This window comes from Limnoglobus sp., assembly GCF_059499385.1.
This window is the reverse complement of the sequence record NZ_JCABYM010000009.1, coordinates 81,494-93,069: the sequence shown is the minus strand read 5'-3', so window position 1 is coordinate 93,069 and position 11,576 is coordinate 81,494. Positions and strand designations below refer to the sequence as shown.

Below are 11,576 nucleotides of genomic sequence, written 5' to 3'. Positions count from 1 at the left end.
CATGGACCAACTGGTGCGTCAACTGAGGGGCTGGCAGCGGCGGGAGCGGGCGTACCGCTTCGCGTGGGGCCTCGCGCGGTGGCTGGCCGTGGTCGGCGGCGGGCTGACGGCCGCGTGCCTGCTCGACTGGACGATCGACCGGTTCCGCGACACCCCGACGTGGCTTCGCATCATCCTTACGTTCGGCCAGCTCGCACTGTACGCGGCCGCGGGCGTGTGGTTCCTGTTCCGCCTCCGCGTGCCGTCGTTGGACGTGCTGGCCGGGAAGGCGGAGGACGCGCACCCGGAGTTCGGCCACCGGCTCGTGACGGCGTTGCAGCTCAACCGGCCGACGGCGAAGACGTTCGGCATGTCGCCGCAGCTCATCGAGGACGTGACCCGTGAGGCGTCCGCCCTCTCCGCCCGGTACGACCTGAAGCGGCTCGCCGAGACGCACCGGCTCAAGCAGGCCGCGTACCTACTCGCGCCGTTCGCGGTCTTCTTCCTACTGATGCTGGCGTTCAACGCGAAGCTCATGTTCGCGTTGCTCGCGCGGCAGGCGCTGTTGCCGGTGGACATCCCGCGGTCCGTGGCGCTCGCGAACACGACGGCCGAACTCTGGCCGAGCGGCGACGCGGTGCGGCTGACGTTCAAGGTGACCGGGAAGTTCACCGAGCAGTCCGTCGGTTCCGTCGCCGTGACGCCGGAGGGCCAGCCGACCGAGCGGTACGAGTTGAAGTTCTCTGAACGCCTCGACGACGGTTCGGCCGTGTTCGCGACGGAGTACCCGCCGTCGTCCGTGCCGTTCACGTTCAAGGCGTGGCTGCACGACGGCCGCACGCGGTCCGTCGCGTCCGTCCGGTTCGAGCCGCGGCCGGTGGTGAAGGAAGTGAGCGCGTGGTTGCAACTGCCGCTGTACGTGGACCCGGACGGGAAGCGGCGGTACGAGCGCAGCCAGCCGCAGGGCGAGGTGACGGCGCTGCCCGGCTGCGGCCTGCGGGTCGAGGCGACGTGTACGAAGCCGATAAAGGCCGCGAAGGTGGTGATGCTCGCCCGGTCCGCGGTCGGGGCCGAGGAACCGGTCGGCCAGCCGCTCGCCATGACGCTCAGCGACGACCGGCTGACCGCGGGCGTCGTCGGCGACATCCCGGCGAGGGCGGTCGCGTACCGGGTGGTCGTGACCGACGACAACGACTTCGCGAACCTGAACCCGCCCCGCCGCGGCATCAGCGTCGGGGCGGACGACCCGCCGCGGGTGAACCTGCTGCCCGAAGTTTTGAAGGACCCCCGCGAGGTCGGCCCGCTCGACGACTTCGAGGTGACCGGGATGCCGCTGGTCCTCGGCGGCCGCGTGCAGATCGGTTTCACGGCCCGTTCGCCGCTCGGCCTGGACCGGGCGTTCATCATGTACCGCGTCAACGACACCGAGGCGTGGACGCCGCTCCCGCTGCGGCCGACCGTCGCCGACCCGGAGAAGCTCGGCAAGTTCCTGCCGGACCTCGGCGTGTTCGAGAACTCCGGCGAGTACGGCCAGGTCGAGTTCTACCGGTTCCCGTCGGCGGACCTCGAAGCCGACCCGCCGGGGCTGGAGGCGGGCGGCCGGTACAACTTCGAGACGGCCGCCCTGAAGAAGGTCGCGAACGGCCGGGAAACGAAACTCGAGGTCGGCGACCGGGTTGAATTCCACGTGGCCGTCCACGACCGCAACCCGGACCCGCGGCGCGTCCCCGGCCGGTCCGAGTCGCGGATCAAGGCCGTGGTCACGCAGGCGATGTGGGAGGACTGGAACCGCCAGCGGCACCAGAGCGCCGAGCGGCTCCGCCAGCTGGAGGAGCGGCAGCGGGGCGTCTTCGGCCGCGACGCCGTGCCGGGCGGGAACAACCCGTTCAAGCGGCCGTGACGAACGCCGACTATTTAGCCGCCGGCTTGCCGGCGGAGTTTGGGGCGTCGCAAAACCCCGCCGGCAAGCCGGCGGCTATATAGGGGCTAGCCCCATGCGGTTCGTTGTTGCCATGACCTAATTTCTTAGTTGCAGGATTCCGGAAAAGGCCCAATACTGGAATGACCCGCCCTGGAGCGCTTGCCATGTCGATCCGCCGTCTCGTGCTGTCCACGCTGCTCGCGGGCTTCGCCCTCCCGGCCGTCGCCGCGACCCCGGAACCGTCCGCGGCCGCCCAGCGGGAGCAGCAGAAGAAGGTCGCCGCCGAGATCGAGCAGACCGCCCGCCGGATCACGACGACGCTCCGGGCCATGCGGTACCAGAAGCTCGACGCCGGGACCGAGCAGAAGATGCTCGACGAGGTCGCCACGTCGCTCAAGGGGTTGAGCCAGGACCAGGTGAAGGCCGTCCTCAAGCACCTCGACAACGCGATGAAGGCCCCGGACGAGACGGCCGCCTCGACGGAGCAGCGCGAGGCGTACCAGAAGCACCGGCAGATCGTCACCACCCTCCGCGGCCTCGTCAACAAGCTCGACATCCTCAAGTCGCTCGACCAAGCCGCCGCCCGCATCGACAAGATGGCGAAGGACCAGCACGGCCTGCACCTGCGGGCCGTCCAGGCGGAGAACTTCAAGCCGGTCGCGTCCCGGCCGGGACGGTTCGTGAAGGACGACCGCGAGGAGCAGGCCGACAGCCAGGGGGACGTTCACAACGAGTTGATTAACGTCATCAAGCAGCTCGCGGAACTCCGGCCGACGCTGACGCCGGAACAGAAGCAGCGGCTCGACGCCGCGGACGTTCACGGCCGCGGGGCGCGGCTCGGCGTGGACATGGCCGGCGCGGCCGGCCAGTTGAACAACGGCCAGTTCACGACCGCCGCCGAGAAGCAGCTGAAGGTGTCGAAGGACTTGCAGTCGATCGCCGCCGCCCTCCGCACGCCGCGGGACAAGATCGCCGCGATGAAGGAGGCCCGAGACAAGGTCGAGAAGATGCTTCAGGCGGAGCTGGCGCTCAAGGCCGAGACGGAAAAGGCGAAGACGCCGGAACAGCGCAAGCGGGAGCCGGACCGGTACGAGCGGAACGCCGCCGACCCGCGGAAGGTCGAGGCCCACCGGCTCGCCGACCAGCAGGCGAAGATCGAGTTCGACACGCGGGAGGTTCGGAAGTCGCTCGAAGACCTCGCGAAGGAGGCCGCCGCGAAGCTGTCCCCGGCCGAGTCCGAGATGAAGCGGGCGCAGGACGAACTCCGCCAGACGGAGAGCGCCGAGAAGGCGATCCCGCCGGAGGAGAACGCGGCCGAGCGGTTGAAGGAGGCCCGCGAGGAACTCGACAAGCAGATCGCGGCCGCCGAGAAAGAGAAGTCGGACGCGCTTGCGGCCACCAAGAAGGCCGCGGAGTTGGTCGAGAAGCTGATTCAAGAACAGAAGAAGGTGAAGGAGGAGACGAAGAATGAGAAGAAGCCGGAGAACTTGAACAAGGTCGCCGAGTCGCAGAAGGAGGTCGCGAAGAAGGCGGACGAGTTGAAGAACCTGCCGCTGCCCGACAAGAAGGAGGCGACCGACGCCCTGAGGAAGGCCGCGGACGAGGCGAACAAGGCGGCCACCGACCTCGCGAACAAGGACAAAAACGCGGCGCAGCCGAAGCAGGACGAGACGCTGAAGGCGCTGGAGGCCGCGAAGAAGGCGCTCGAGGACAAGGCGAAGGAGATCGAGAAGCGCCGGGAGGACCTGGCGAAGCTCGACGACGCGCAGAAGAAGCTCGAAGAGTTGACGAAGCAGGAGAAGAAGCTGGCCGAGGACGCGAAGGCGACGCCGGACGCGGACAAGGCGAAGGCCGACGAACTGGCGAAGAAGCAGGAGCAGCTCACGCCGCCGACGAAGGACTTGGGCCAGCAGGTGAAGGACGCCGCCCCGGACGCGGCGAGGAAGATCGACGAGGCCGCGCAAAAGATGGACGCGGCGAAGCAGGACTTGAACCAGTCCAAGCCGATGCCTGCGGCGAACAACGCGAACGAGTCCGCCAAGAAGCTGCAGGAGGCGCAGGAGGCCCTCCAGAAGAAGGCCGACGAGCTGAAGGCGAAGGAGATCGCGGACCAGGCCGCGCTCCAGCCGAACCAGGTCAGCCCGATGGACGCGGCCCAGCAACTCGCGAAGGCCATCGAGCAGACGAACAAGGCGTCCGAGCAGGCGAAGAAGGCCGCCGAGCAGCTTCAACAGCCGATGAACCAGCAGGCCCAGAACCTGGCCCAACAGCAGAAGCAGATCGCCGAGCAGGCGCAGAAGATGAACCAGCAAGAGGCCGCGAAGAACGCCGACGACGCGGCGAAGGCGCTGGAGCAAGGCGACATCCCGAAGGCGCTCCAAGAGCAGCAGAAGGCTTTGGAGAAGCTGAACGAGGCGGCGAAGGGCGAGCCGATGGCCGGCGAGCCAATGAAGGGCGAAGGGCAACCGATGCCCGGCCAGCCGATGAAGGGCGAGGGCCAACCCATGAAAGGGGAAGGGCAGCCGATGAAGGGCGAAGGCCAGCCGATGGCCGGGCAGCCAATGAACAACGGCCAACTCGCGAAGACGCAGCAGCAGGTAAAGGACGCGACCGAGGCCCTTCAACAGTCGGCTATGGCGAACCAGGCGGCGCAGGCGGCACTCAATCAGGCCCAGGCGACCGCACCGATGGCCGTCCAGCAGCAGTTGAACCAGGCCGCCCAACAGTTGAATCAGGCCGCGCAACAACTCGGCCAGGGTCAGCCGATGAACGCCGGGCAGTCGCAACAACAGGCCGCGCAGCAACTCGGGGAGGCGCTCCAGCAGCTCAATCAGGCCGCGCAGCAGATGGGCCAGCAGGGGGCGCAGCCCGGCCAGCCGATGCAGGCCCAGGGGCAACCCAGCCAGCAGCCCGGCCAACAAGGGCAGCAAGGCCAGCAGGGTCAGCAGCCGGGCCAACAACCCGGCCAGGGGCAACAGCCCGGCCAGCAACCGGGGCAGCAGGGCAAGCAGGGGCAGAACAACCAGGAGAACAACCAGAACCGCGGCGAGGGCGACCGGCAGGGGCCGGGGCAGATGAAGAACGCCCAGTCGAGCGGCGTCGCGAAGGACGGCGACGGCAGCTTCATCAACCTCCAGAAGAAGGAGCGGGACAAGGTCCAGCAGAACGCCGAGGCCGCGTTCCCGGCCGAGTTCCGCGAGAAGCTGAAGCAGTACAACATCAACATCAAGAACGCCGGCAAGCCGCAGGCGAAGACGCCGCCCGCCCCAGCAAAGCCGGAAGAGAAGAAGCCGTAACCGAGGATCGTTCCATGAGACGGTTTCTTCTTTCAACTTTGACCATCACCCTCCTCCTCGCCCCCGCGCGGGCCGAGGAGAAGGTGAAGATCGACGACGCCACGAAGAAGGCGATCGACAAGGCCCTCGTCTGGCTGAAGGACCACCAGGACCGCGACGGCAAGTGGGGCAACACCGCGATCACGTCGTTCGCCCTGCTCGCGTTCATGGCCAACGGGCACGTCCCGAACCAGGGGCTGTACGCCCCGGAGGTCGCGAAGGCCGTCCGCCACCTGCTCGCCGAGGCGAAGGAGGACGGCTACCTCGCCGGCCGCGGCGGCGGCAACATGTACTGCCACGGCATGGCCACCCTCGCCCTCACCCAGGTCTACGGCATGACCGGCGACGAGGAGGTGAAGAAGGTGCTCAAGAAGGCCGTGGACCTGATCGTGAAGTCGCAGAACACCGAGGGCGGGTGGCGGTACGACCCCAGCCCGACCGGGGCGGACATCTCGGTGACGATCATGCAGGTCATGGCCCTCCGCGGGGCGAAGGACAGCGGGCTGCACGTCCCCGACCAGACGATCAAGAACGCGCTGAAGTACATCGACAAGTGCCACGACCGGCGGTCCGGCGGGTACAAGTACATGCCGTACTCGTCCGGGGCCGGGTACGCCCGGACCGCGGCCGGGGTGTGCGTGCTGCAGCTCGGCGGCGAGTACGAGGCCGAGCAGATCGAGGCGGCCGTCAAGTACATGGAGCGGGAGGAGAACGACCGCCAGCACTACTGGTACGGCCACTACTACGCGGCCCACGCATTCCACCAGGTCGGCGGCAAGAAGTGGGAGGACTACTACGCCCGGATGAAGGACACGCTCCTGTCCCGCCAGCGGGCGTCCGGCGAGTGGCTGGAGCGGATGGAGCAGCACAACGGGGCCGCGTACCAGACGGCCATCGCCGTGCTGATCCTCAGCGTCCCGTCGGACTACCTGCCGATTTACCAGCGGTAACTCAGACTTCCGAAGTCCGGCTTCGACTTCGGAAGTCGAGGCGGAACAGGGGGCATCTGCCGACTCTGCGAAACACCTCGCGGGGGATCGACTTCCGAAGTCGAAGCCGGACTTCGGAAGTCGGGTCAATCCGTACTCGCATACGTCTCGTACCCGGCCCGCGTGACCAGCGCGGCCATTATCTTGCTCTCCACCGTCGCCCGCACGAAGCGCACGCTGCCGTCGGCGAACGAGATGTTCGCCCCGCCGATGTGGAACGAATAGATTTCGTGGATGTTCGCACAGTTCACGGCACACGGCCCCCACGGGCCGGACCCGTCGGCCAGCCAGCCGTCGAGGTTAATCGGGTACGTCCCGTTGTACGCCGCCCAACTCGGCACGGAGGTCGCGGAGTCGGAGCGGCGGCCGTTGATGAAAATGTCCGGCCGCCCGGCCACTTCCACGACGAGGAGCGTGTTCGTCGTGCCGTCCGTGATATCCAGGATGCGGCCGCCGGTGTCCACCGGCATCGCGCTCCGCGGGTCGCCGGTCCACGGCGAGAGAAGCCCGGTCGCGATCAGGCCGGGGTCCACGTCGTACACGGCCGTGTAGTCGGCGATGCCGTAGGTGTTGCTCCCCTCGACCTGGTTTCGGCCGGTCGGCGACGCGGGGCAGAGGAAGTTCGGGACGGTCGCGCTCGTCGCCGGCTGGTTGTCGGCGTGGTCCCACGGGCGGTCGAACCGGTAGCGGCGGTAGACGTTCTCCTGCTCCATGAACGCGAGCATCTCCGGGACCCACGACCGCTTGCTGGCCGGGGCGTTGTACATCGTCGCCGGGAACTTCCCGTTCACGTCGTGGCACTGGTGCAGGGCGAGCGTGATCTGCTTTAGGTTGTTCTGGCAACTCCCCCGCGCGGCGGCGTCGCGGACCTTCTGCACGGCCGGGAGTAGTAGACCAATGAGGATGGCGATGATGGCGATGACGACCAGCAGCTCGATCAGGGTGAAGGCCGGGCGGCGCGACATGGCGGGTCCCTCGCGATGTCCCCCTAGCTTACCCGGCCGCGGGACCGGTGGGAACGTACTTTCCGCTACAGCTTCCGCCGCCGGGCCTTGTTCCGCTTCTTCCGCCCCGGCGGCTGCTTCCGCACCCACTTGATGAACGGGGCGAGTTCCGGGCAGGTCCGCAACTCGTCGATGGTCGTGTAGCCGACGGCGAGCGTCCTGTTCGTGAACGTGGCGTGGACCATGCCGTGGCACTGCGAACACAGCAACTCGACGTGCTCCTCCTTGCCGCCGCGGGACTTCGGCAGGAGGTGGTGCTTCGTCAGGCCGTCGCGGTCGAACCCCCGGAGGCACAGCCCGCACGGGATCGGCAGCGGCTCGTTCTCGTCCCACATCGGCGGCGGCCCCTCACGCGGTTGACGTGCGATTATAGACTAACCGTCGGCCCGTTGGTTCGCACCGAGGAAACCTCATGCTGCCGTTGACGCTCACCCTCGCCCTGCTCGCGCCGTCGGCCGACCCCGCCGACTGGGTTGCCGCCGAGGGGCAGTACCTGAAGGACATCAAGCCGGTCACGACCGGGTTCGTCCGGGCCGGGGAGGGGTACTTCTCGCCGGACGGCAAGAAGGTCATCTACCAGGCGGAAGAGAAGGGGACCGGGAATCCGTTCTACCAAATCTTCGTGCAGGACCTGGACACCGGGTCGTTCCGGCGGATCAGCCCCGGCAACGGGCGGACGACGTGCGCCTACTTCCGGCCGGACGGCAAGCGGGTCATCTTCGCGTCCAGCCACGAGGACCCGGAGACGGACAAGCACCAGGCCGCGGAATACCGGCAGCGGGAGGAAGAAGCGAAGGCCGGCAAGCGGCGGCGGTACTCGTGGGACTTCGACCCGCACATGAAGATCTACGAGGCGAACCCGGACGGGTCGGACCTCAAGTGCCTAACGCCGACCGCGAAGGTCTACACGGCCGAGGGCAGCTACTCGGCGGACGGGAAGCGGATCGTCTACAGCTCCGGGTCCGCGGGGAACGTGCAGATTTACGTCATGAACGCGGACGGAACGGGGGCGAAGGCGATCACGACCGCGCTCAACTGCTATAACGGCGGCCCGTTCTTCAGCCCGGACGGGACGAAGGTGATCTTCCGGTCGGACCGCAAGGAGAAGGACCGGCTGCAACTGTACGTCGTCAACGCGGACGGCTCCGGCGAGAAAGCGCTGACGGACAACGACAAATGGGTTTACTGGGCACCGTACTGGTACAAGGACGGCAAGCACATCATCTACACGGCCGCGGACCACGGCGACGAGACGAAGCGGCCGAACTACGACCTGTACTGGATGAACATCGAGACGGGGGCGACCACGCGGATCACGCACGCGCCGGGGCAGGACGTGCTGCCGGTGTTCAGCCCGGACTACGCGAAGGTGATGTGGACGAGCAGCCGCGACGGCCGCTCGCCGACGCAGCTATGGATCGCGGACTTCGTCATGCCGACGAAGTGATAGATAGCCGCCGGCTTGCCGGCGGGGTTTCGCGACGCCCAAAACCCCGCCGGCAAGCCGGCGGCTATATAGCGGTCACTGAATGATCCGCCCGTCGTGCGGCCCGTCGGCTTCCTCCCACTCGCGGCGGACTTCCCGCAGGCCGGTCGCGCACAGCTCGAACTGCTCGCTCAGCCGCTTCAGCACCGGCGCTTCGTCGGAATACCTCTCGCCCTCGAACCGGCTGGCGATCAGGTACGACCGCTTGCCGAACGTCGTGTAGTTCAGGACGGCGTGTTGACCCCAGCCGGTCCGGTCGCGCTCGATCGCCTCCGGGAACAGGCCGGTCCAAAACAGGCTCACGTCGCCGATGTGCCGGAAGTACTCGCGGCGGGTGCGGCCGCCCTCCGGCAGCCCGTCGGCCTCGGTCAGCATCGCGGCGACCTCGGTAATCGGCCGGCCGTGGCCGTCGCGGAGGCGGTAGATGTCGTCCGCGTGGACGAACCGCGTCAGTAGCGAAGAGAGGTAATCGACGAGCGGCGGGTCGGCGAGGCCGAAGCGGGTGAAGAAGGCGTGCTCGGTGAACCCGGCGAACATCCGGCGGAGCGGATGGTCCGGGGCTGGCTCCCACATGGCGGAACCCTCCAGGGACGGAAGATGACGCGAGAGGTTTATGCAATTCTTGGGTCAGGTCGATACGAAATCAACCGCCCACCGTCAAGATCGAAGCGCGGAATCTTTTGCTTGCCGTCATTTTTTCTACGACGGTCCGATCCCGACGGTTCTCGCCATTCCGACGGTTGCGACGGGCCGGCGGATCGGCTATCCTCGCGAAGTCCACCTCCCACCAGTAGGAACCTCCGATGCTACGCCGTGTTGCTCTGGCCGGGGCCGTCGCCGCCGCGTTCGCGGCCGCCGTCTTCCTCTCGAACCCCACGACCGACGGGGCGGACAAGAAGGCCGCCGTCCCGGACATGAAGTTCAACGACGTGAAGGAACTCGCCCCCGGCGTCTTCTTCCGGTACTCGTCGATCAGCGCGACCGACAAGGCGATCCCGTTCGGCGGCTCGAACCACACCTGGGTCGTCTTCAAGGAGTACGTCGTCGTCATCGACGCGAACTTCCCGAAAGAGGCGGCCGACGTGATCGCGGACATCAAGAAGACGACGAAGCTGCCGATCAAGTACGTCCTCGACACGCACCACCACGGCGACCACGCCTACGGCAACAGCGTGTGGGCGAAGGAGGGGGCGCAGATCGTCGCGCACACGAACGCCGCCCGGCTGTTGAAGGTGAACGGCCCGAAGCAGTGGGAAGACCAGGCGAAGGGCCGCAAGGACGTGCGGGAGAGTACGCTCAAGCAGGTGGACATCCCGTTCGACGACACGTACGTGCTGGACGACGGCACGCAGCGGGTCGAGTTCCACCACTTCGGCCACAGCCACACGAGCGGGGACGCCGTCGCGTACCTGCCGAAGCACAAGATTCTCTGCACCGGGGACGCGTGCGTGAACGGGTCGTTCAACTTCATGGGCCACTCCAACTCGGCGTCGTGGGTGAAGTCGCTGGAGAAAATGGAGAAGCTCGACGTGGAGATCGTCTGCCCCGGCCACGGGAAGCCGACGGGGAAGGAACTGCTCGCGACCCAGAAGCGGTACTTCGCGGAGATGCGGGCCGAGGTGCAGAAGGGGATCGACGCGAAGAAGTCGCTCGCGGACATCACGGACGGGCTGGACCTGCCGTGGTACAAGGAGTGGACCGGCGTGGCGGCGAAGGACAACAAGGACAACGTGAAGCACGTCTACGAGGAACTGACCGGCAAGATCGACCACGAGCGGCTGGGCGCGACGCCGGCCCCGGCGGACTACATCGACCGCCGGACGCGGGTTGCGGACCTGCCGACGGTTCTCCGCGAGCGGACGGAGTAGAAACGAAAGCGGCCGGGAGGAGCCTCCCGGCCGCTTCGATTTGAGCGGATCGTCAGTTCGTTTCCTGGACTTCGATCATCACGCACGACACGTTGTCGCGGGAGCCGGAGTCGAGCGCCAACTGGCCGAGCGCTTCCGCACACGCCTGCATGTCGGTCTGCTGCGCGATGAAGCTGGCGAGTTGGTCGTCGTTCACGGCCCCGGTCAGCCCGTCGGTGCAGAGCAGGAACCGGTCGCCGGCCTGGATTTGGACGTTAATCACGTCCGGCCCGTCGCCGACTTCCTTCGATCCGAGGTACTTCCACAGCACGTTCTTGAACCGGTGGTCCTTCGCCTCGGCTTCGGAGATCGTCTTCGCCTCGACGAGGGCGCGGGCCAGGGAGTGATCGACCGTGAGTTGCTGAATCTTCTTGCTGCGGATCATGTAGCACCGGCTGTCGCCGACGCCGGTGATGAACAGCTCGCTGCCCTTCCGCCAGATGGCCATGACGACGGTCGTGCCCATGTTCTTCATGTCTTTGTCGAGCGCGCCCATCGCCATGATTTCTTCGTTCGCCTGGGCGATGGCCCGGCGGGTGACCGACTTCACGCCCTCGCCGTTCAGGTGGGCGGTGAGGTTCTTGCGGAGTTCGCGGGGGATGATCTCGATGGCCCGCTTGCTGGCGATCTCGCCGGCCGCCTGCCCGCCCATGCCGTCGGCCACCACGGACACGATCATGTCCGGGAACTGCTTCACGTCAATCGAGTCTTCGTTGTTCTCGCGGTAGTTGCCCAGCAGGCTGCACTTGCCGATGGAAAGGGTAAACGCCATGTCGTCCTCGCTTCTCAGCAACTGCGGCCGGTCCGGGAATGACGGGTGCGATCGGTCGTGATCCGGCTCGGCCGGGGCTTACGCGCGTTGCGTGATGATAACATCTAGGGATTTCGGCCCCATGTCAAGGTAATGACGCCGTTCGCGGTCCCGGACGAATTCCCTTCAACTTACAACGATAAC

General features: G+C 66.9%; 9 protein-coding genes. 5 read left to right on the top strand and 4 right to left on the bottom strand.

Features of this window, described 5'->3' with window-relative positions:
* The first annotated feature begins 1 nt into the window (after position 1).
* From AC5JJ2_RS01290 to AC5JJ2_RS01280, 3 genes are all read left to right on the top strand, one after another.
* Positions 2 to 1,879 carry a hypothetical protein gene (locus tag AC5JJ2_RS01290; protein WP_495856155.1) on the top strand — a complete coding sequence of 626 codons (1,878 nt, stop codon included), beginning with the start codon at positions 2 to 4 and terminating at the stop codon, positions 1,877 to 1,879.
* Positions 1,880 to 2,064: 185 nt separating this feature from the next.
* Positions 2,065 to 5,196: a hypothetical protein gene (locus AC5JJ2_RS01285; protein WP_495856154.1), complete on the top strand. Its 3,132-nt coding sequence runs from the start codon at positions 2,065 to 2,067 to the stop codon at positions 5,194 to 5,196.
* Between the two features lie 14 nt (positions 5,197 to 5,210).
* Positions 5,211 to 6,185: a prenyltransferase/squalene oxidase repeat-containing protein gene (locus AC5JJ2_RS01280; protein ID WP_495856153.1), complete on the top strand. Its 975-nt coding sequence runs from the start codon at positions 5,211 to 5,213 to the stop codon at positions 6,183 to 6,185.
* Between the two features lie 125 nt (positions 6,186 to 6,310).
* Here the strand turns inward: AC5JJ2_RS01280 and AC5JJ2_RS01275 are convergent, their stop codons facing one another.
* Complete coding sequence (locus tag AC5JJ2_RS01275) at positions 6,311 to 7,189, bottom strand: DUF1559 domain-containing protein (protein ID WP_495856152.1); 879 nt, start codon at positions 7,187 to 7,189, stop codon at positions 6,311 to 6,313.
* Positions 7,190 to 7,254: 65 nt separating this feature from the next.
* Positions 7,255 to 7,563 carry an HNH endonuclease gene (locus AC5JJ2_RS01270; protein ID WP_495856151.1) on the bottom strand — a complete coding sequence of 103 codons (309 nt, stop codon included), beginning with the start codon at positions 7,561 to 7,563 and terminating at the stop codon, positions 7,255 to 7,257.
* 77 nt (positions 7,564 to 7,640) lie between these two features.
* Between AC5JJ2_RS01270 and AC5JJ2_RS01265 the strand changes: the two genes are divergently transcribed.
* Positions 7,641 to 8,675, top strand: coding sequence for a TolB family protein (locus tag AC5JJ2_RS01265; RefSeq protein WP_495856150.1), 1,035 nt, complete (start codon positions 7,641 to 7,643; stop codon positions 8,673 to 8,675).
* 75 nt (positions 8,676 to 8,750) lie between these two features.
* Here AC5JJ2_RS01265 and AC5JJ2_RS01260 read toward each other — a convergent pair whose 3' ends face one another.
* Positions 8,751 to 9,287 (bottom strand): hypothetical protein, encoded by a 537-nt coding sequence (locus AC5JJ2_RS01260; protein ID WP_495856149.1) that lies wholly within the window; start codon positions 9,285 to 9,287, stop codon positions 8,751 to 8,753.
* 230 nt (positions 9,288 to 9,517) lie between these two features.
* Between AC5JJ2_RS01260 and AC5JJ2_RS01255 the strand changes: the two genes are divergently transcribed.
* A complete protein-coding gene (locus AC5JJ2_RS01255) occupies positions 9,518 to 10,582 on the top strand; it encodes an MBL fold metallo-hydrolase (protein WP_495856148.1) in 1,065 nt (354 codons plus the stop codon).
* 52 nt (positions 10,583 to 10,634) lie between these two features.
* On the opposite strand, the gene AC5JJ2_RS01250 is transcribed toward AC5JJ2_RS01255, so the two are convergent.
* Positions 10,635 to 11,393: a PP2C family protein-serine/threonine phosphatase gene (locus AC5JJ2_RS01250; protein ID WP_495856147.1), complete on the bottom strand. Its 759-nt coding sequence runs from the start codon at positions 11,391 to 11,393 to the stop codon at positions 10,635 to 10,637.
* Positions 11,394 to 11,576 lie beyond the last annotated feature (183 nt).

Excerpts from the sequence above, each read along its gene's own strand:
- AC5JJ2_RS01270 (WP_495856151.1), bottom strand. The coding sequence starts at position 7,563 with ATGTGGGACGAGAACGAGCCGCTGCCGATCCCGTGCGGGCTGTGCCTC.
- AC5JJ2_RS01250 (WP_495856147.1), bottom strand. The coding sequence starts at position 11,393 with ATGGCGTTTACCCTTTCCATCGGCAAGTGCAGCCTGCTGGGCAACTAC.
- AC5JJ2_RS01275 (WP_495856152.1), bottom strand. The coding sequence starts at position 7,189 with ATGTCGCGCCGCCCGGCCTTCACCCTGATCGAGCTGCTGGTCGTCATC.
- AC5JJ2_RS01280 (WP_495856153.1), top strand. The coding sequence starts at position 5,211 with ATGAGACGGTTTCTTCTTTCAACTTTGACCATCACCCTCCTCCTCGCC.
- AC5JJ2_RS01265 (WP_495856150.1), top strand. The coding sequence starts at position 7,641 with ATGCTGCCGTTGACGCTCACCCTCGCCCTGCTCGCGCCGTCGGCCGAC.
- AC5JJ2_RS01260 (WP_495856149.1), bottom strand. The coding sequence starts at position 9,287 with ATGTGGGAGCCAGCCCCGGACCATCCGCTCCGCCGGATGTTCGCCGGG.
- AC5JJ2_RS01290 (WP_495856155.1), top strand. The coding sequence starts at position 2 with ATGGACCAACTGGTGCGTCAACTGAGGGGCTGGCAGCGGCGGGAGCGG.
- AC5JJ2_RS01255 (WP_495856148.1), top strand. The coding sequence starts at position 9,518 with ATGCTACGCCGTGTTGCTCTGGCCGGGGCCGTCGCCGCCGCGTTCGCG.
- AC5JJ2_RS01285 (WP_495856154.1), top strand. The coding sequence starts at position 2,065 with ATGTCGATCCGCCGTCTCGTGCTGTCCACGCTGCTCGCGGGCTTCGCC.